This is a genomic window from Arthrobacter hankyongi, assembly GCF_022012395.1.
Taxonomy (GTDB): Bacteria; Actinomycetota; Actinomycetes; order Actinomycetales; family Micrococcaceae; genus Crystallibacter; species Crystallibacter hankyongi.
Genome location: NZ_JAKLTQ010000003.1, coordinates 245,342 through 263,452 on the forward strand (window position 1 = coordinate 245,342; position 18,111 = coordinate 263,452).

Below are 18,111 nucleotides of genomic sequence, written 5' to 3' on the forward strand. Positions count from 1 at the left end.
CCGGCAGTGTTGCGGTCTCCCGATTGGCATTTGTGATCGGATAGTTTGAATGTCATGCCTATCTGGTCGAGGTTCTTATCCACGAGTGATGAAAAGGGGGCTGCCGTGCCGGATCAACACGACGGGGCCGTCGAGGATGCCCTGACGCCTTGGCTCCAGCAGCTTGGCCGCCACGCCGGTTCGGACACGCTGCTGCAGTTTGCCCCCACGCCGACCAACAGCATCGACCTGACGCATGCCCACCCGTCCGGACTGACCCAGCTGCTGACCACCCGCCGCACGCGCCTGTCCACGCTGCTGCGCGAACCTGGCCAATACGCTGCCGCGATGAAGACCGCCCGCAGCCTGCGCGCCAAGATCATTGAACTGGGCACCGAACGCGGGATCGACGTCGGCTACCTGGCCGCCGGCACGGCCAGCTGGCGGTTCGCCGGCTCGGGCCGGTCGGAATCCCTCACCGCGCCGGTCATGCTCGCCCCCGTGGCCTTGACCGTGCGTCCCACCCAGGATGACTACGAGCTCCAGCTGACTGAGCGGGCCAGGCTCAATCCTGCCCTGGTCAGGCACCTGCAGACCGAGCAGGGCCTGGCGATCGACGCCGCCGCGGTCGCCCGGCTCGCCTACGGCACCGCGCGCTTCGATCCGCATCCGGTGCTGGAACAGCTGCGCCTGCTCACCGCGGACGTGCGCGGCATGAACATTGAGCACCACCTGCTGGTGTCCACCTTTGCCGACCAGTCCGAGCTGGCCGGCAGCGTGGGAGCACGGACGGACCACCCCGTGCTCAATGCCCTGATCGCCGCGGACCTGGATCCGGACGGCGCCGGCCCGGTACCGGTGCCATGCGTCGAGCTTCCCCCGCTCGACGAGCGGGCTCCGCAGGACGAATTCCTGGTCCTGGATGCGGATACCTCCCAGCAGGACGTGCTGGACCTGGTCCAGGCCGGCCACTCGCTGGTAGTCTCCGCGCCGCCGGGCACCGGCCAGACCCAGACCGCGATCAACGCGGCGGCCGGGCTGGCCCGCCAGGGCCGCACGGTCCTGGTGGTCGCCGAGCGGCGTGCCACCTTGAACCAGTTCGTCCAGCAGCTGGCCGCGCTCAAGCTCGGGTCGCTGGCACTGCAGCTGAACGCCAACATCACCAGCCAGCAGCTGCGGGACCAGCTCATCCGGGCCATTTCGCGCAACGAGAAGGCTGCCAAGCCCGAACTGGGCAAGCTGCATGCCACCCTGACGGACCACCGCCACAAGCTGCTGGACCATGTGAAGTCCCTGCACAATGTGCGCCGGCGCTGGAATTGCTCCCCCTACCAGGCCATGCAGTCCCTGGCCGCGCTCACCGCGCTGGATCCGGCTCCGGCCACCACGGTGCGGCTCAAGCGTTCGGTCCTGGACAGCATCACCGACCGGGCCGAGCTGGCCACCCGGCTCAAGCGCGCTGCCGAGCTGGGCAGCTTCAGCAAGGCTTCCACCGCCAGCCCCTGGTTCGGCTCCAAGCTGCTCAACCGCAAGGAGACCGAGGACGCACACCAGCTCGCCGTCGACCTGGAACGCGACCTGCCCAAGCTGCGCGAGCGGATGGCCACCGTGGCCGAGCATTCGCAGATTGCACTGGGCACCACCTTTGCCCAGTGGGGCGAGCAGCTCGAGCTGCTGGTGGCCGTGCGCGAAAGCCTGGACAAGTTCACGCCGGACATCTTCGACCGTCCGGTGACCGACCTGATCTCGGCGACGGCGCCATCCGCCTGGCGCCGGGAACGGGGGATCGAAATGAGTTCGATCACCCGCTCGCGCCTGCGCCGCGTGGCCAAGGAGTACATCAGGCCGGGTGTGCACATTGCGGACCTGCACGAATCGCTGGCCCAGGTCCAGGTCCAGCGGGCGCAGTGGGCGGACTACGCCACCACGCAGCGCCACCCTGCCGTGCCGACCGGCCTGGCGGACCTGAGCAGCTTCCACCGCAATGTGCAGCGGAAACTACGCAAGCTTTCCGGCGTGCTGCCCGCCCAGCCCGCCGGGCAGTCCCTGCCGGAACTCGGCTACGACGTGCTGCTGGAGCGCATGAAGACGCTGGTCAAGGACAAGCAGACCCTGGTCGCCCTGCCCGAACGCACCCTGCTGTTGGAGCAGATGCGCGAGCACGGCCTGGGCGAGCTGCTCGACGACCTGGCCGCGCGCGAAGTCGGCCCGGACCAGGTCGGCGCCGAGCTGGAACTGGCCTGGTGGCAGTCCACCCTCGAGGCCATGATCAGCGGCGACGACTATCTGGCCATGACCGATGGCGCCAACCTGCGCAAGATCGAGGCCGTCTACCGGCTGGCCGACAATGCGCACATCGCGGCCGGGGCGGACAGGCTGCGCTGGACCCTGGCGGAAAACTGGCGGTCCTCGATCCGGAAGCATCCCGCTGCGGCCGAGGGCCTGAAGGCCCTGCTGAAGTCCGGCGAGCCGACGCTGAAGTCCCTGGCCGAGCAGTCCGGGGTGCTGGTTCCGGCGCTGATGCCGGTGTGGGCGGCGTCGCCGCTGGTGCTGTCCTCGGTGCTGCCCGAGGCCAGGACCTTCGATGCGGTGATCATTCTCGACGCCGAGTCCACCAGCCTGCAGTCCGCCCTCAGCGCAGTAGTGCGGGCGGAGCAGGTCGTTGCGTTCGGCGACGGCCGGCTGGGCGGGCCCCGGCCCTTCGAAGTCAACGTGGACCTGTCCGGGGCCCTGCCCGCCGCGCCCGAAGAGCCCGGGGAACCACTGGTCAGTGCCTTCGACGCGCTGTCCCGGGTGTTGCCGGTTAAGTCGCTGGGCACCGCCTACCGCGCAGTGGACCTGGAGCTCACCAAGTACCTCGGCGCGGAGTTCTATGACGGCACCCTGGCCCGGCTGCCGTCCGCGGCGGCCATCACCGGCTCCGAGGCACTGACGGTGGAATACATCGCCGATGGCACCGGACTGCCCGGCAACGGCCACGAGGCAGTGGAGAGCGTGCCGGCCGAAATCGGTCGGGTCGTCGACCTCGTCTTCCGACACGCCCGGCTGCGCCCGGAACGCTCCCTGGCGGTCATCACAGCCAATGGCAGGCATGCGGCCAAGGTTGCCGACGCCATCCGGAAGCAGCTGGCCGCAGCCCCGGACGCGGCGGCGTTCTTCGGATCCGGTCCGGAGCCGTTCCAGGTGGTTCCGGTGGAGCGTGCCGCTGGCCTGGTCCGTGACGATGTGGTCTTCTCCCTCGGTTACGGGCGTACGCCGCACGGACGGGCCGTCCACGACTTCGGCCCGCTGTCCGGACCGAACGGCCGCGCCCACTTCCTGACCGCCATGACCCGTGCCCGCCGGACGCTGCAGGTGCTGACCTGTTTCCAGCCCGGCGACCTTGATGCCAGCCGCCTGGGCAGCGGCGCCGTGGACTTCTACCGGCTGATCAAGCAGGGGCTGGGCGACGCTTCGGGATTCGCCAACCGGCCGTCTCCGGGATTCGACGATGCGCTGGTGTCCGATCTGGTCGAGCGGGTGCGTGCCCGCGGCGCCCGGGTACGGGACCACTATGAGGGCGACATCGACATTGTGGCGGCGCCCCTGGTACCGGACGATGAGCCGGTGCTGCCGGTGGCCCTTAATTCCGACGGCACGCAGCAGTTCCTGCAGCTTTCGGTGCGGGAGCGCAGCCGGCTCAGGCCGCAGTTCCTGGAACGGCTCGGCTGGCGGCCGCTGACACTGTGGACTATCGAGGTCTTTACCGACCCTGACAAGTGCGCTGATCTGATTGGAGGCTACTTGGGACTGAAGGAACCGGCACAACCGGAAAAGCCGTCGAAAACCGAAGACAGCCGGGAACGAACCGGCCGGCAGGATTCCCTGACCCGGCGGGCCGACCGTCCGGCCGTAGCTACCGCGCCGACCGGTGCGACGGGTCCGTCCGCCGCACCGTCCGCCGACGCGCCGTCGGCAGCCGTCCAGGCGGAGGACACGTCCGCAGCGTCCCAGGCCGGGTCCGCTTCCGCGCCCAATGCATCCGCCGGGCAGGACAAGGGCCGCCGGGCGAAACAGGCTCCGTATGCCGGCAGCGCGATCCCCAGTGTGGCCGCCGAGGACGATCCGCAATCCTGGGGCGATTCGCGTGAGAACCGGGACGCCTGGCTCAAGGAGCAACGGCCACCCCACTGGGGCTGACCAGCTTCAACCGACGAGCACGAGGACGACCTGGCCCCGGCTGGAGGAACCGGCCAAGGCAGCGGCTTCGGCCGGGGATGCGGCGACCACCACGAGTCCCTCGGCGGAGGTGCTGCCCAACAGGCCCGGGTCCGCGGTGCCGCCGTCAGCCTTCCACAGCACCGGGACGCTGCGGGCCAGAACCGTGGAGGATACCGGCTGCTCAATGCCGTTGCCGCTGCTGAGCACGATGTCCACCAGTTGCCCGGGTGAGACCAGTTGGACGGTCGAAGGGTCCGCAGGACGCACCGGCACCGCTGCGGTGCCGGGCGGCCTGCCGGTCAGCAGGCCCGGGCCGACCAGTGAGGTGTCCAGTACCGGTGAACCGGCGCGGAGTGCCGAGGCCAGCCGGCGGCCCACCAGGCCGGCGGGCGAGGCCGCGGAACCCGGAGGGCCGGTGGTGGCCGGATACCGCTGCTCCGTCAGCTGGGCGTCGGTGAGGACCGTGCCCGCCGGCAGGTCGGCGGCCGCCACGACCACCGGAACACTGGCGGCCGGGGCAGGGACGAATGCCTGGACGGTCAGGCCGGCCGCGGCGCACAGCAGCAGCGCCGCGAACAGCCGCCGGTTTCTGCGCACCAGCCGGCGCGCGTGGTGCAGCGGGCCGGTCCGGCCCGGTGTCTGTGCCTGCATGCAGCCACGCTAGGGCCGCCGGCACTGGGAACACAGCGGCCGGTGTGCTGTCGGGGACAGCACACCGGCCGGACAATCCTGTGGAGGAAAGGAAACTAGGGGAACGGGCCTCGGGTCAGCTTGCGGCAGCAGTGGCCGCTGCAGCCGGAGCCGGCGTGGCAGCCGCGGGCGTGCTGGTGGTCTCCGGCTTGGCCGCGGGAACCGTGCTGCTGGTTTTGGAGTCGCGCGAATCGGTGCGGTAGAAACCGGATCCCTTGAACACCACGCCGACGCTGTTGAACTTCTTCCGCAGCGATCCGCCGCATTCCGGGCAGACGGTCAGCGACTCGTCGCTGAAGGATTGCTGGATATCGAAGGCGTGGCTGCAGTCCTTGCAGGCGTAGGCGTAGGTTGGCACGGTGGATCCTCCTCGACACTGATCCCAAAACTGATCACGAAGCTGTTTTACGCCGCCCGCCAGGCTGGCACTCAAAAGCTTCGAGTGCTAATTCTACACTGTCCGGCCGGAAGCCTGGTTGCCGAACCAGGTCAAGGCCTCGTCGGTGACTGCCCCGTCGAGCGGAATGTCCAGGTCGGTGGACTCGAAACTGCCGGCCGGAACCAGTTCGTGGCGGTAGACGGCCCCCACTGTCAGGGGCCGGTTCGGCGCCGCGGCCAGTGACCCCAGGAAGCGGTCATAATACCCTCCGCCCTGGCCCAGCCGGTTCCCGGCGGCGTCGATCGCCAGGCCCGGAGCCAGGATCAGCGGTACCCGGGACATGATTGCGTGGTCGAAGCGCTCTCCGACCGGTTCATCGACCCAGGCCCTCGGGCTGCGCGCCAGCGGCACACCCTCGTACCAGCGCGCCCAGCTGAGCTGGTAGTCCGGTTCGCAGATCGGAACCACCACATCGTAGCCGGCCCGTACCAGGGCCGGCAGCAGCTGTGCCGTCGAGAGCTCGGAACCGACGGAAAGGTAAGCGGCCACGGTGGAACCCGGCGCGACCTCCAGTTCCGGCAGGGCGGCCAGCACATTGTCGGCCAGTCCATCGGCGGCCGCCTTGCGGGCCGCGGCGTCCAAGGCTGCGCGCCGCTGCCGGAAATGGGCGCGGGCGCTCTCCTTGTCCATCAACGTCATCGTCGGTCCTCCCGGTCGCGGATCTCGTCCTGACAGATATTTGACCACGGTCCGCCGGGTCGGAACCAACGGCAGGAAGCGGACGGATTCGGAGATTCGCCTGGCCGGATAGGTAGTCTTAGGTTATGAATGCTCGAAACACCGTACGTAAGGCAGTCATTCCGGCTGCGGGACTGGGTACCCGTTTCCTGCCCGCCACGAAGGCGATGCCCAAGGAAATGCTCCCCGTCGTGGACAAACCGGCCATCCAGTATGTGGTGGAGGAGGCCGCGCGGGCCGGAATCAACGACATCCTGATGATCACCGGGCGCAACAAGCGTTCGCTGGAGGACCATTTCGACCGCGTACCGTTCATCGAACAGACCTTGGAGGACAAAGGCGACCTCGACAAGCTCGAGGCGGTGCGCAGTGCCTCGTCCCTGGCCGATATCCATTACCTGCGGCAGGGTGACCCGAAAGGGCTCGGCCACGCGGTGCTGCGCGGCCAGCAGCATGTGGGCGACGAGCCGTTCGCCGTGCTGCTGGGCGATGACCTGATCGACGAGCGGGACAGCCTGCTGACTGAAATGATGGCGGTCCAGGCCCGCACCGGCGGTTCCGTGATTGCCTTGATGGAGGTGGATCCCGAGCAGATCAGCGCCTACGGCTGCGCCGATATCACTGCTGTCGAAGGCTCCGAGTACGTCAAGGTCAACCAACTGGTCGAGAAGCCGTCCGCGGACGAGGCGCCCTCCAACCTCGCGGTGATTGGCCGGTACGTCCTGCATCCGGCCGTCTTCGAGGTGTTGGAGCAGACGCCTCCCGGCCGCGGCGGGGAAATCCAGCTGACCGATGCGCTGCAGACACTGGCCGCCCGCGACGGCGAGGGCGGGGGAGTGTACGGTGTGGTCTTCCGGGGCCGGCGCTACGATACCGGCGACAAGCTCAGCTACCTCAAGGCCGTGGTGACCATTGCCTCCGAGCGCGAGGATATCGGTGAGCAGTTGCGGATGTGGCTCAAGGAATTCACCAACGGATCCGCGGACTGAATCCGGCTAGCCATGCTCGGCTCGGATTTCTGGCCGGTCACGCTCGAGTGCGGTGACCTGGTGCTCCGTCCCATCTCGCGGCGGGACAAGCGCGAGTGGGGGGAGGTGCGGCAGCGCAACGCGCACTGGCTGGCGCCGTGGGAGGCTTCCAATCCGCAGCCCGGCGGCCGGCTGCCGACGTTTGGTGAGATGGTGCATTCGCTCCAGCAGCAGGCGCGCCAAGGTGTCGCGCTGCCCTGGCTGATTACCGAGCGCCGGCCCATGCTGGCCAAGCCGGTCCTCGTGGGACAGCTGACCGTTTCCAGCATCGTCTGGGGGTCCGCGATGATGGCGACCTTGGGCTACTGGGTGGATCAACGCTGCGCCGGCCGCGGCATCGCACCAACCGCCGTCGCCCTGGCCACGGACCACTGTTTCGGCGTCCTGGGGCTGCACCGGATGGAAATCAACATCAGGCCGGAGAACGGCCCCAGCCTGCGCGTGGTCGAAAAGCTGGGGTTCCGTGCCGAGTGCGTGCGGCCCCGCTACCTGCACATCAACGGTGACTGGGCGGACCACAGCAGCTTTGCCCTCACAGCCGAGGAGGTGCCCGGCGGGCTGTTGTCGCGCTGGCTGCGGGAGGGTGACCAATCGGCCAAAGCACCCTAGCAAGCAGTCGTAATCTTCCCGTTATCCGACACACCGTAATTAATGCCGCACCGTTACCTGAGCCGCTTCTACGGTGTTGAGAATGGACATCCGAAGCTCAGTGATCTTTGCGGTCATCATCGGGCTTTGGCTTGCCTGGGTGGCGCCGTACGTACTCCGCTTCCAGACCGAAGCGGCCCTGGCCGAAGCAGCCGCAGGCCGGAGAATATCAATGGATTCTGCACCAGCCGGCGGAGCAGCTGCCGGCCCTCAGGGGATGATCATGGAGAACACAGCCCGTTCGACGCCGTCCGGACACGCAGGACCGGCACCTGCGGCCGCCGGCGCCGCCTTCCGGATCCGGTGGGGCCGCACCGTCCTTGCCCTGGTCGGCACCATGGCCGCCGCGGCGTTCGTCACCGGTACCCTGCTGGCCCTCCTGGGGGCGCTGCCGGGCAGTGTCCCGTTTACCGCCTTCCTGGTGGCCGCCGCCGTGGTGGTGACCCTGCGCAGCCTGGCCGTCCGCGACCGTGTACGCCGCGCTCGCGCCCGGCGGCAGCAGCCGCGCCGCGAAGCTGCGGCTGTCGTCGATGAACCGCAGCAGCCCGTCCAACGCCGGGAGACCGTGCTGTTCAACGGTGCCGAGTCGGAGGAATCTCCCGCGGCCGGGGCGCAGCCGGCGCCGTTGACGGCCGAGCAGTTGCGGGCTGAGGCTCTGAAAGTCGCCGCACAGGCCGCGCGGAACGCTGCGGCAGCCGCTCCCGGGGCGGCCTGGCAGCCGGTCGAGGTGCCGAAGCCGACCTACGTTGCCGCCGCGAAGGCCGAACGTCCCGCTCCCGAGCCGTTGCCGGCGCCCGAGGTGAAGAAGCCGGCCGCCAAGGTCAACATCAAGCAGGATGCCGCGCTCAAGGCTTCGGCCGCCGCCGAGGCCGCCGCTGCCGCCGCCACGGTCGCCCAGGCACCGGCGGCCCAGGCTCCGGCGGCAGGCGCCCCCGCAGCCCCGTCCGCCGCTCCGGCCGCGAACCAGGCAGCGAATCCGGCTGCGCCGGGCACCGACGGCCAGGCCGCCTCGCCGCGGCCGCAGACCGGCAAGCTCAACCTCGACGCCGTCCTGCAGCGCCGGCGCGCCTGAGCGCGGCTGTCCGGATCCCCGCCGTCGGGCCCGTCCGGTGCAGCCCGGGACGGGTGCCGCCGTCGGGCCTCAGCCGTCGGCCGCCTCCTCGGCCGCGCGCCGGGCCCGGTCTGCCGCCCGCGTGCGGCCCAGTTCGTCCAGCGCACCGGCCAGTCCCATGTTTGCCGCCACCACCAGCGGCCGGCTGATTTCCGGCTGGTCGAGCACCATCCGGAAAATGGTGACCGCCTCCGAGGTCTGCCCGGTCTCCGCCAGCACCTGAGCCGCGAACAGTTCGGCGTTGCAGGCCGAGCCCGGATCGTCCGCCGCGGCGTAGAGATCCGCCGCGTGCAGGGCCGCCGACACCGCGGCCTGGCCCCGGTCCAGCGCCCAGAGTGCCCGCGCCCGGGTGTCGCTGTAATCCGCTTCGTACCAGTGCGCACCGAATTCGCGGGCGATCTGGATGGCCTCGTCGAGTTGGCTGAGCCCGTCCGGATCCCCGGCCTCGCAGAGGGCGTGACCCAGCGCGTGCAGGGCCTGCGGCAGCACCGTATCGTCCTCCTTGGCCTTGCGTGCGGCGGCCGTGGCGGCCTCGAGGCAGACGAGGGCATCGGCTCCGCGGTTTTCGCGCGAGAGCAGCGTGCCGATTGCCAGCAGTGCCCGGGATGCCTCGGCGTACTCCCGGGCGGCATTGAACTCCGAGACGGCGTGCCGCCAACATTCGAGCGCGTCGGCGCTGTTGCCGCAGTGGCGGTGCGCGTGGCCCAGGCTCATCAGCGTCCGGGCGATATTGGACGCGCCGGCATTGGCGCGTTCCTGCCGTTCCAGCAGTTTCTCCAGCACCTCGCGGGCAAGTTCGTATTCCTCGGCTTCGAGCAGCTGGTTGCCCAGCGCCAGCCGCAGCGTCAATTCCTCGTGCACCTCGCCGCGTTCTGCCTGCTGTACGGCTGCGCGCCACGCCAGCACCGAGGTGGCGCCGTCGCCGGCGGCCGCGCACAGCCGGGCGACGACGACGGCGGCCGAGACCGCGCCTTTGCGGACGCCGCAGGCGGCATAGAGTTCGAGCGCGGTCAGGGCGAATTCGAGCGCCTGGTCGTCGTGTTCGCCGCTGCCGGCGGCCAGGTTCGCCTTCAGCAGCCACATGGATGCCAGCAGCGCCCGGTTGGCAGGCATGGACAACAGTCGGTCCGCGGTGGCGATCGCCCGGCGCGGGTGGTCGGTCATCACATAGGTGTGCGCCAGGTACATCAGCGCCCCCGAGAGGCTGTCCGGCCTGCGGCCGGCGGCATAGCCCTGGACCGCCCGTTCCAGCAGTTTCAGGGCCTGCGGCTTGGTCCCGTTCCGCGACCGGGCGACGGCGACCGCGAGTTGGAGGTCGGCCAGGACCGCCGGCGGGGCCTTGGCCTCGGACAGCTGTTCGAGGGCGGCCTCGAGCAGCGGCAGGTCCCGCTCGGTGGCCTCCCGGAACAGCAGGGTGCCCAGATCCGCCTCCACCGCGGCCTGGATGTCCTGGCCTGCGTCCTTCAGCACCCGGATGCGTTCGCGCAGGTACTTCTCGGCGTCCGTGTGCCGGCCGGCCAACTGGCTGACGGCGACCAGGACCGAATAAAGCGCAAGGATGGTCTCGGTTTCGACCGGTGCGGCACGCTTGAGTCCGGCCCGGGCCATAAACACGGCGCCGAGGTTGTCTTCGGCGTAGGCCGCCTCGTAGGCGCGGTCCAGGCAGTCCCGGGCGCTGGCCGGGATCGTGCCAGGCTCGGGGGCCTCGGTATTGAGGACCCGCCGCAGCCGGGCTTCGGTATCAGGCATGGCCGTACCCCGCCGATCCGGGGCAGGATGCGCCCGGGGTGCGTTTGGACCTGGTCCCCATGATGTCAGTTCTAACCCTCAGCTCGATGCCGTGCAAATAGCACTTTCTCCGGTGCCCGGGGATGGTTCCGGCGCACGGGTATTTACACGTCGAACCATTTTATGCGGAAGCGGGCCCGGTCCGTGCAGCCACTTGCAAAGATTCATTTGCAAAGATTTCTTTGCATCGCTAGGGTGGTGCCCATGGAAAGCAGGACATCCGTCCCCGGCCTGCCGGCCGCCGGGGACGTCGCGCAGGAGGTGGGGCACACCGTCGTCGGCGCCGCGGCCCTGAAGGCGCTGGCCCATCCGCTGCGGATCCGCCTGCTGGAGGAGCTTTCCCGCTATGGCGCGCAGACCGCCAGCGGCCTGGCCACCCGGCTGGGGGAGTCCAGCGGGTCCACCAGCTACCACCTGCGCCAGCTCGCCAAGCACGGGCTGGTGCGCGAGGTCCGGGACCGGGGCACCGCCCGGGAACGGTGGTGGGAGCGCCCGCCCGGACCGCTGGTGGTGGCCACACCCGGACTTGCCACCAGCCCGGCCACCCGGACTGCCGCACGGCTGGTGTCGCGTGAGTTCGAGCGCGGCCGCGCGCAGGCGCTGGCGGAATTCATGGACCACGGCGTGGACCAGCTGGACCCGCAGTGGACCGAAGCGGCGATTATTTCCACCTCAAGCCTGCACCTGACCGTGGAGCAGCTGCGCGAGGTGTCGGAAAAGGCCGAACGCTACGTGCGTTCGCTCGCCGGGCAGTACCCCAACGAACCGGGCGCCGAAGGAACACTCCCGGTGCAGCTGCATCTGAATGTTTTCCCGTTGATGGACGGACGGGCCGCTGGTCCGCCGCCAGGAAAGTGAGTTCGTCATGGCATCGGTTTCCCGCGGCGCCGGCACCCTGCTGATCCGCACCGGGCGCGCCCTGGTCGCCGCCGGACTGCGGCTGGCGGGCAGGCCGGCAGCCGCAGCAGCCGTCCGGCGCTACCGGGAGCGTTACCGGGAGTATGAAGAACGGCGCAGCCGGCTCCTGGCCCTGGGCCACAGCGCCCTGCCGCTGCTTTAAGACATCTAGGCACCGTAAACACAGCCCGAACGGGAGCTTCGCCTAGATTGGAGCCATGGACTTCGACACACGGGTGGGCGCCTACGGCATCATCATCCGGGACAACGCACTGCTGCTGGCCCGCTGGATCGAGGCTGGAACACCGCGCTGGACCTTGCCCGGCGGCGGACTGCAGCTCGGCGAGGACGCTCCCACCGGGGCGGTGCGCGAAATCTTCGAGGAAACCGGCTACCAGGCCAGCCTGGGCCCGCTGCTGGGCGTGGACAGCAAGCACATTCCGGCCGGGCGCCGGCTGCATGGCACCAGGCCGCTGCACGCGCTGCGCATCATCTACGACGCCAGCATTACCGGCGGCGAGCTCCGGCATGAAGTCGACGGTTCCACCGACCAAGCGCGCTGGGTGCCACTGGACGAGGTGCCGGCGCTTGAGCGCGTGGACCTGGTGGACGTCGGACTGCGCCTGCACTTCGCCCGAGGCACCTGAGCGGTAACTGCCGCTAGCGGCGCCGATGTGGTTAGACTCGGTCCACAAGCACCCTGCGGCCGGCCCGCCGCAGGCTCCGACGGAAGGCCCCGTACCATGACCGAGCACCCATCGGTGCCCGCAGGCACCGTCAGTCCCCAAGCCAAGCCCGCCGCCGGCGCTGCCGGCAGCGGGCCGATGGTGTGCTTCCGCAACGTTTCCAAGCTGTATCCGGGCGGGCAGCCGGCCGTCGAGAACCTCACCTTGGACATCGACCGGGGGGCCATCACCGTCTTTGTCGGACCCTCGGGCTGTGGCAAGACCACCTCGCTGCGGATGATCAACAGAATGGTTGAGCCGAGCGCCGGCACCGTGCTGGTTGACGGTACCGACGTGGCCCGGCGGCCGGCCGCGGCCCTGCGCCGCACGATGGGCTACGTGATGCAGTCGGCAGGGCTGCTGCCGCACCGTACGGTGCTGGACAACATTGCCACAGTGCCGCGGCTGAACGGCGTCCCCAAGGCGCAGGCCAGGCGCCGTGCGCGCGAACTGCTCGACGTCGTCGGACTGTCTGGGGACCTGGGCGGGCGCTATCCGGCCCAGCTCTCCGGCGGCCAGCAGCAGCGTGTGGGCGTTGCCCGGGCGCTGGCAGCAGATCCGCCCATCCTCCTGATGGACGAGCCGTTCAGCGCCGTCGATCCGGTGGTTCGGGCCGAGCTGCAGCAGGAACTGCTCCGGCTCCAGCAGGACCTGGCCAAGACCATCGTTTTCGTCACCCACGATATCGACGAGGCGGTGGTGCTGGGGGACAAGGTAGCCGTATTCGCCACCGGCGGCCGGCTGGCGCAGTTCGCCCCGCCGGCGGAGATTTTGCGTGCCCCGGTGGATGACTTCGTGGCAGGCTTTGTCGGCCGGGACCGCGGGTTCCGGGCCCTCGGCTTCGATTCTGCCGACGGGCTGGTGCTGGAGCCGGCACGCACCGCCGCGGCAGGCAGCCTCGCCGATGCCGCGCCCGGCGGCTGGCTGCTGGTGACCGACGACGCCGGACGTCCGGCCGGCTGGCTGCCGCCCGGGGCGCGCGGCCACGGTGCGGTGGTGACCGGCGGGTCGCTCTTTGTCCTCGGCTCCAGCCTGCGCCAGGCCTTGGACTCGGCGCTGTCCTCGCCGTCGGGCAAGGGTGTGGCCGTGGATGCCGGCGGCCGGGTGGCCGGGCTGGTGGACGCCGGGACCGTGCTGCGCCTGATCCGTGCGGACCGGCACGCCTGATGCAGTGGTTCCTGGCCAACTTCCCCTATGTGATGGGGCTGACCGGGCTGCACCTGTACCAGGCCATGCTGCCGCTGGTGCTGGGCTTCCTCATCTCCCTGCCGCTGGGCTACCTGGCCTGGCGGATCCGGCCCATCCGCGGGGTGATCCTGTCCGTGAGTTCGGTGCTCTACACCATTCCGTCGCTGGCGCTGTTCGTGTTCCTGCCGGTGGTGCTGGGCACCAAAATCCTGGACATGGCCAACCTGATCGTGGCCCTGACGCTCTACGCCGTGGCGCTGCTGGTGCGTGCGGTGGTGGACGCGCTCAATTCCATCGACGACGGCGTCCGGCAGGCGGCCGAGGCGATGGGGTACCGCCCGCTGCGGCAGCTCTTCACCGTGGACCTGCCGCTGGCCCTGCCGGTCCTGTTCGCCGGTCTGCGGGTGGTCTCGGTGAGCAACATTTCGCTGGCCAGCGTCGGCGCCGTGATCGGCATCCAGAACCTGGGCGTGCTGTTCACCGACGGGCTGCTGCGCTCCTTCATGACCGAGATCCTGGTCGGCATCATCCTCATCCTGGTCCTGGCGGTGCTGCTTGACGGGGTGCTGGTGCTGACCGAACGGCTGCTGACGCCCTGGCTCCGGCACGGCCGGGGCGCACGGGCCGACACCCCGAACCGCGCCGGCGGCCGGCCCGGCCAGCAGCCGGACGCGGCAGAAACGGCGATCCTGACATGAACCTGTTCCAGCAGGTCGCCGCCTGGTTCTCCGACCCGGCCAATTGGTCCGGGCCCGACGGCGTGCCCGCCCGGCTGGGCGAGCACCTGTTCTACAGTGCCCTCACGCTGCTCATCGCCGCGGCCGTCGCCATCCCGCTGGGCCTGTATGTCGGGCACACCGGCCGGGGCCGGGTCGCCGTCGTCTCCGGCACGAGTGCGCTGCGCGCGCTGCCCACGCTCGGACTGCTGACCCTATTCGTGCTCCTGCTGGGCATCGGGCTGATGCCGCCGATCTATGCCTTGGTCATCCTCACCGTCCCGCCGCTGCTGGCCGGCACCTATGCCGGCATCGCCGCCGTGGACCGCCAGCTGGTGGACGCGGCCCGGGGCCTGGGCATGACCGAATGGCAGATCCTGTCCAAGGTGGAACTGCCCAACGCCCTGCCGGTGATGCTGGGCGGATTCCGCGCCGCAGTGCTGCAGGTCATCGCTACCGTCGCCGTCGTCGCCTACATTAACCTCGGCGGCCTCGGCCGGTTCCTGATCGACGGGCTGGCGGTCCGCGATCCGGTGCGCATGTTGGCCGGCGCCCTCCTGATTGCGGCCCTGGCGCTGCTGGTGGACGGGCTGCTGGCCCTGGTCCAGCGGTTCGCGGTGTCGCCGGGCCTGAAGACTGCCCGGGCCGGCCAGGCCCGGGAAGCCACGAATGCCGGTGCATTGGGCACTGGACGTTAGTCGGAAATCAAAGGAGAACACCATGATCAACCGGGTCCATCGCACCCGCCCCGGAGCCGTCCGCCGCCGGGCGCAGGCCGTGCCGCTGCTGGCCGCTGCCGCCACGCTGCTGCTGACGCTCGCCGGCTGTGGCGCGAACTCTAATCCGCTGGGCGATACGTCCTCGCAGCCGGCGGCCAGCGGCACGGCGTCGGGCCCGTTGGTGGTCGGTTCCAGCGGCGGTACGGAAAGCCAGACCATCGCCGAACTCTACGCGGGCGCCCTGCGCTCGGCCGGGATCGAGGTCTCCACCAAGCCGGGCATCGGCTCCCGCGAGGTCTACGTCAAGGCCGTGGAGGAAGGCTCCGTGGACATCATCCCCGACTACAGCGGCAACCTGCTGCTGTTCCTGGACGGCAAGGCCACCGCCGCCGCGGCACCGGACGTGATGGCTGCCCTGCCCGCCGCGCTGCCGGCGGGATTGAAGGTACTGAAGGCCGCCCCCGCCGAAAGCAAGGACGCCATGGTGGTGACCCAGGCCACGGCGGAAAAGTACAAGCTGGCGTCGATCGAAGACATGGCCAAGGTCTGCGGCGAGCTGACCATCGGGGCCAACCCGGAATTCAAGGAGCGCGAATACGGACTGCCGGGCCTGAAGTCCAAGTATGACTGCGTGCCCAAAGGCTTCGAGCCGATCAACGACTACGGCGGCCCCACCACGCTGAACGCCCTCTTGACGGACAAGATCCAGGTGGCCGATATTTACACCACCACCCCGTCCATCGAGGACAATGACCTGGTGGTCCTGGCGGACCCGAAGAACAACTTCATCGCCCAGCAGGTCGTACCCCTGGTCCGGGCGGACAAGGTCGGCGCGGAAGCAGCCGCCGTGCTGGACAAGGTTTCGGACCAGTTGACCACCGCCGACCTGGTGGACCTGAACCGGCAGGTCAGCGGCGACGAGAAGCGCAGCCCCGCGGACGCGGCGGCGGACTGGCTGGCAGCGAAGGGATTCACAAAGTAACGCCGCGCGAAGCAAGGGTTGGACGGCCCGCCGGACCGGTATGCGAAACTGTGTAAATGGTCCAGTTCAAGCAGTCCAACAAGCTCCACAACGTCCTGTACGACATCCGCGGACCCCTGCTTGAACACGCCCAGCGGATGGAGGCCGAGGGCCACCGGATCATCAAGCTGAACATCGGCAATCCTGCGCCCTTCGGGTTCGAAGCGCCGGACGCCATCCTGGTCGACATGATCCGGAACCTGCCCACCGCCCAGGGCTACAGCGATTCGCGCGGCATTTTTTCGGCCCGCACCGCTGTCTCGCAGTACTACCAGACCCGCGGAATCCAAGACATCGGCGTAGACGATGTCTATCTGGGCAACGGCGTCAGCGAACTGATCACGATGAGCCTGCAGGCGCTGCTGAACAACGGCGACGAAGTACTCATCCCGGCCCCGGACTATCCGCTCTGGACGGCATCCGTGTCCCTGGCCGGCGGCCACCCCATCCACTACCAGTGCGTGGAGGAGGATGGGTGGCTGCCGGACCTGGAGGACATCGAACGCAACATCACGCCCAACACCAAGGGCCTGGTGATCATCAACCCGAACAACCCCACGGGCGCGGTGTATCCGCGGCACATCCTTGAAGACATGCTGGAACTGGCGCGCCGGCACAATCTGATTGTCTTCTCGGACGAGATCTACGAAAAGATCCTGTACGACGACGCAGTGCATATCAACACCGCGCTGCTCTCGGACGACGTGCTGACCCTGACCTTCAGCGGCCTGTCCAAGGCCTACCGGGTCTGCGGCTTCCGCAGCGGCTGGATGGCTATTTCCGGCCCGAGGCACCTGGCGGCGGACTATATCGAGGGCATCAACCTGCTGACCAACATGCGCCTGTGCGCGAATGTGCCCGCCCAGCACGCCATCCAGACGGCGCTCGGCGGCCACCAGAGCATCAATGACCTGATCCTGCCCGGCGGGCGCCTGCTCGAACAGCGCAATCTGGCCTACAAGCTGCTCAATGAAATCCCGGGCGTGAGCACCCAACAGGCCCAGGGCGCACTCTACCTGTTCCCGAAGCTGGATCCTGAGGTCTACCCGATCGAGGATGATGAGGCCTTCGCGCTGGATCTGCTCAAGCAGCAGAAGATCCTCATCTCGCACGGGCGGGCCTTCAACTGGAGCAAGCCGGACCACTTCCGGCTGGTCACCCTGCCGAACGTGGAGCTGCTCGAAGAGGCCATCGGCCGCATTGCGGAGTTCCTCGAGAGCCAGCGGGCCTAGAACGGGCATAGAATCCTTCCAGCACCGGCCGGCAGCCCAGGCTGCCCAGGAGGAGGACCGCCAGCATGACAGACATCGGCTTGGCCGAAAGGCCCCACGAAATCCTCCGGGTAGGGCAGGGCTTCGACCTGGCCGCTGTGGACCCGGATTCCACGCCCGGGTTCGACGGCGCCAAGGAGGACGGTAGCCGGCTGCTCGCCGAGTACGACCAGCACCTGTCTGATCTGCAGGAGCGGCTCTTTGCCGCGTCCCGTGCGGGGGCGCAGGATGCGTTGCTGCTGGTCCTGCAGGGCATGGACACCGCGGGCAAGGGCGGGATCGTCCGGCACGTCATCGGCGTCGTCGACCCGCAGGGGGTCCAGCACCACGCATTCAAGCAGCCGGCGGGCGAGGAAGTCATGCACGACTTCCTGTGGCGGGTGGCTGCGCACCTGCCCGGCTACGGCATGATCGGCTGCTTCGACCGCTCCCACTATGAGGACGTGCTGATCCATCGGGTCCGCAAACTCAGTCCGGTGGCGGAGATCGAGGCACGCTACGACCTGATCAATGGCTTCGAATACCGTCTGGCGGGCGGCGGCATGCGCATCGTCAAGGTGATGCTGCACATCAGCCGGGAAGAAGGCAAGGCGCGGCTGCAGGAACGGCTGGACCGCCCGGACAAGCACTGGAAATACAACCCGGGCGACGTCGATGAACGCCAGTTCTGGGACCAGTACATGCAGGCCTACCAGATCGCCCTCGAGCGCACCTCGACGGCGTATGCCCCGTGGTACGTGGTGCCGGCCAACAAGAAATGGTATGCGCGGCTGGCCGTCCAGCAGTTGCTGCTGAACGCCCTGCAGCAGATCGACCCGCAGTGGCCCGTGCCGCTGTTCGACGTCGAGGTCGAGAAGAAGCGGCTGGCCGGATCCTGATTGGGGCACTCCCGCAAGCTTCGGGCCGAGGGTCCCGCCGCGAGCGAAGCGACCGGTGGGTAGGCCCAGGCCGGTCGGCTTCGCCCGTTCACGGCCACCCCGCACGCTTCGCGCACGGGGACCCCTGGCCGTTCT

The 18,111-nt window shown here is 69.0% G+C and carries 17 protein-coding genes; 13 read left to right on the top strand and 4 right to left on the bottom strand.

Features of this window, described 5'->3' with window-relative positions; translation table 11 throughout:
* Window positions 1-54 precede the first annotated feature (54 nt).
* On the top strand, window positions 55-4,158 hold the full coding sequence (locus LVY72_RS07370) for a DUF4011 domain-containing protein (protein ID WP_372463682.1): 4,104 nt from the start codon (window positions 55-57) through the stop codon (window positions 4,156-4,158).
* A gap of 6 nt (window positions 4,159-4,164) precedes the next feature.
* Here LVY72_RS07370 and cpaB read toward each other — a convergent pair whose 3' ends face one another.
* The 3 genes from cpaB to LVY72_RS07385 form a co-directional block, all read right to left on the bottom strand.
* Entirely contained in the window at window positions 4,165-4,830 is a 666-nt protein-coding gene (gene cpaB, locus LVY72_RS07375; RefSeq protein ID WP_237819235.1) for a Flp pilus assembly protein CpaB, read from the bottom strand.
* 115 nt (window positions 4,831-4,945) lie between these two features.
* Window positions 4,946-5,227 (bottom strand): FmdB family zinc ribbon protein, encoded by a 282-nt coding sequence (locus LVY72_RS07380; RefSeq protein ID WP_237819237.1) that lies wholly within the window; start codon window positions 5,225-5,227, stop codon window positions 4,946-4,948.
* Window positions 5,228-5,320: 93 nt separating this feature from the next.
* Window positions 5,321-5,947 carry a 5-formyltetrahydrofolate cyclo-ligase gene (locus tag LVY72_RS07385; protein WP_237819239.1) on the bottom strand — a complete coding sequence of 209 codons (627 nt, stop codon included), beginning with the start codon at window positions 5,945-5,947 and terminating at the stop codon, window positions 5,321-5,323.
* A 125-nt stretch (window positions 5,948-6,072) separates the two neighbouring features.
* Here LVY72_RS07385 and galU point away from each other — a divergent pair, with 125 nt between their 5' ends.
* The 3 genes from galU (at window position 6,073) to LVY72_RS07400 (ending at window position 8,734) form a co-directional block, all read left to right on the top strand.
* A complete protein-coding gene (galU, locus tag LVY72_RS07390; protein WP_237819241.1) occupies window positions 6,073-6,975 on the top strand; it encodes a UTP--glucose-1-phosphate uridylyltransferase GalU in 903 nt (300 codons plus the stop codon).
* 12 nt (window positions 6,976-6,987) lie between these two features.
* Window positions 6,988-7,623, top strand: coding sequence for a GNAT family N-acetyltransferase (locus LVY72_RS07395; protein ID WP_237819243.1), 636 nt, complete (start codon window positions 6,988-6,990; stop codon window positions 7,621-7,623).
* Window positions 7,624-7,885: 262 nt separating this feature from the next.
* Window positions 7,886-8,734, top strand: a complete 849-nt coding sequence (locus LVY72_RS07400) for a hypothetical protein (RefSeq protein WP_237819245.1) — start codon at window positions 7,886-7,888, stop codon at window positions 8,732-8,734.
* A 69-nt stretch (window positions 8,735-8,803) separates the two neighbouring features.
* Here the strand turns inward: LVY72_RS07400 and LVY72_RS07405 are convergent, their stop codons facing one another.
* Window positions 8,804-10,522, bottom strand: a complete 1,719-nt coding sequence (locus LVY72_RS07405; protein WP_237819247.1) for a tetratricopeptide repeat protein — start codon at window positions 10,520-10,522, stop codon at window positions 8,804-8,806.
* Window positions 10,523-10,765: 243 nt separating this feature from the next.
* Here LVY72_RS07405 and LVY72_RS07410 point away from each other — a divergent pair, with 243 nt between their 5' ends.
* The 9 genes from LVY72_RS07410 to LVY72_RS07450 all read left to right on the top strand — a co-directional run bounded on the left by LVY72_RS07410 (window position 10,766) and on the right by LVY72_RS07450 (window position 17,976).
* On the top strand, window positions 10,766-11,419 hold the full coding sequence (locus LVY72_RS07410) for an ArsR/SmtB family transcription factor (RefSeq protein ID WP_237819248.1): 654 nt from the start codon (window positions 10,766-10,768) through the stop codon (window positions 11,417-11,419).
* 7 nt (window positions 11,420-11,426) lie between these two features.
* Window positions 11,427-11,621: a hypothetical protein gene (locus tag LVY72_RS07415; RefSeq protein WP_237819250.1), complete on the top strand. Its 195-nt coding sequence runs from the start codon at window positions 11,427-11,429 to the stop codon at window positions 11,619-11,621.
* Between the two features lie 55 nt (window positions 11,622-11,676).
* Entirely contained in the window at window positions 11,677-12,105 is a 429-nt protein-coding gene (locus LVY72_RS07420; protein WP_237819252.1) for an NUDIX hydrolase, read from the top strand.
* 177 nt (window positions 12,106-12,282) lie between these two features.
* A complete protein-coding gene (locus LVY72_RS07425; protein WP_237819370.1) occupies window positions 12,283-13,350 on the top strand; it encodes an ABC transporter ATP-binding protein in 1,068 nt (355 codons plus the stop codon).
* Complete coding sequence (locus tag LVY72_RS07430; protein WP_237819254.1) at window positions 13,350-14,069, top strand: ABC transporter permease; 720 nt, start codon at window positions 13,350-13,352, stop codon at window positions 14,067-14,069. Before LVY72_RS07425 ends, LVY72_RS07430 begins: the two co-directional genes overlap by 1 nt.
* On the top strand, window positions 14,066-14,785 hold the full coding sequence (locus LVY72_RS07435) for an ABC transporter permease (RefSeq protein ID WP_237819256.1): 720 nt from the start codon (window positions 14,066-14,068) through the stop codon (window positions 14,783-14,785). Before LVY72_RS07430 ends, LVY72_RS07435 begins: the two co-directional genes overlap by 4 nt.
* Window positions 14,786-14,807: 22 nt before the next feature.
* A complete protein-coding gene (locus tag LVY72_RS07440; RefSeq protein WP_237819258.1) occupies window positions 14,808-15,788 on the top strand; it encodes an ABC transporter substrate-binding protein in 981 nt (326 codons plus the stop codon).
* A 56-nt stretch (window positions 15,789-15,844) separates the two neighbouring features.
* Window positions 15,845-17,059, top strand: coding sequence for a pyridoxal phosphate-dependent aminotransferase (locus LVY72_RS07445; RefSeq protein ID WP_237819260.1), 1,215 nt, complete (start codon window positions 15,845-15,847; stop codon window positions 17,057-17,059).
* Between the two features lie 65 nt (window positions 17,060-17,124).
* Complete coding sequence (locus LVY72_RS07450; RefSeq protein ID WP_237819262.1) at window positions 17,125-17,976, top strand: PPK2 family polyphosphate kinase; 852 nt, start codon at window positions 17,125-17,127, stop codon at window positions 17,974-17,976.
* Window positions 17,977-18,111 lie beyond the last annotated feature (135 nt).

Excerpts from the sequence above, each read along its gene's own strand:
- LVY72_RS07425 (WP_237819370.1), top strand. The coding sequence starts at position 12,283 with ATGGTGTGCTTCCGCAACGTTTCCAAGCTGTATCCGGGCGGGCAGCCG.
- LVY72_RS07450 (WP_237819262.1), top strand. The coding sequence starts at position 17,125 with ATGACAGACATCGGCTTGGCCGAAAGGCCCCACGAAATCCTCCGGGTA.
- LVY72_RS07430 (WP_237819254.1), top strand. The coding sequence starts at position 13,350 with ATGCAGTGGTTCCTGGCCAACTTCCCCTATGTGATGGGGCTGACCGGG.
- LVY72_RS07400 (WP_237819245.1), top strand. The coding sequence starts at position 7,886 with ATGGAGAACACAGCCCGTTCGACGCCGTCCGGACACGCAGGACCGGCA.
- cpaB (WP_237819235.1), bottom strand. The coding sequence starts at position 4,830 with ATGCAGGCACAGACACCGGGCCGGACCGGCCCGCTGCACCACGCGCGC.
- LVY72_RS07395 (WP_237819243.1), top strand. The coding sequence starts at position 6,988 with ATGCTCGGCTCGGATTTCTGGCCGGTCACGCTCGAGTGCGGTGACCTG.
- LVY72_RS07435 (WP_237819256.1), top strand. The coding sequence starts at position 14,066 with ATGAACCTGTTCCAGCAGGTCGCCGCCTGGTTCTCCGACCCGGCCAAT.
- LVY72_RS07415 (WP_237819250.1), top strand. The coding sequence starts at position 11,427 with ATGGCATCGGTTTCCCGCGGCGCCGGCACCCTGCTGATCCGCACCGGG.
- LVY72_RS07445 (WP_237819260.1), top strand. The coding sequence starts at position 15,845 with ATGGTCCAGTTCAAGCAGTCCAACAAGCTCCACAACGTCCTGTACGAC.
- LVY72_RS07405 (WP_237819247.1), bottom strand. The coding sequence starts at position 10,522 with ATGCCTGATACCGAAGCCCGGCTGCGGCGGGTCCTCAATACCGAGGCC.
- LVY72_RS07370 (WP_372463682.1), top strand. The coding sequence starts at position 55 with ATGCCTATCTGGTCGAGGTTCTTATCCACGAGTGATGAAAAGGGGGCT.
- galU (WP_237819241.1), top strand. The coding sequence starts at position 6,073 with ATGAATGCTCGAAACACCGTACGTAAGGCAGTCATTCCGGCTGCGGGA.
- LVY72_RS07420 (WP_237819252.1), top strand. The coding sequence starts at position 11,677 with ATGGACTTCGACACACGGGTGGGCGCCTACGGCATCATCATCCGGGAC.
- LVY72_RS07385 (WP_237819239.1), bottom strand. The coding sequence starts at position 5,947 with ATGACGTTGATGGACAAGGAGAGCGCCCGCGCCCATTTCCGGCAGCGG.
- LVY72_RS07440 (WP_237819258.1), top strand. The coding sequence starts at position 14,808 with ATGATCAACCGGGTCCATCGCACCCGCCCCGGAGCCGTCCGCCGCCGG.
- LVY72_RS07410 (WP_237819248.1), top strand. The coding sequence starts at position 10,766 with ATGGAAAGCAGGACATCCGTCCCCGGCCTGCCGGCCGCCGGGGACGTC.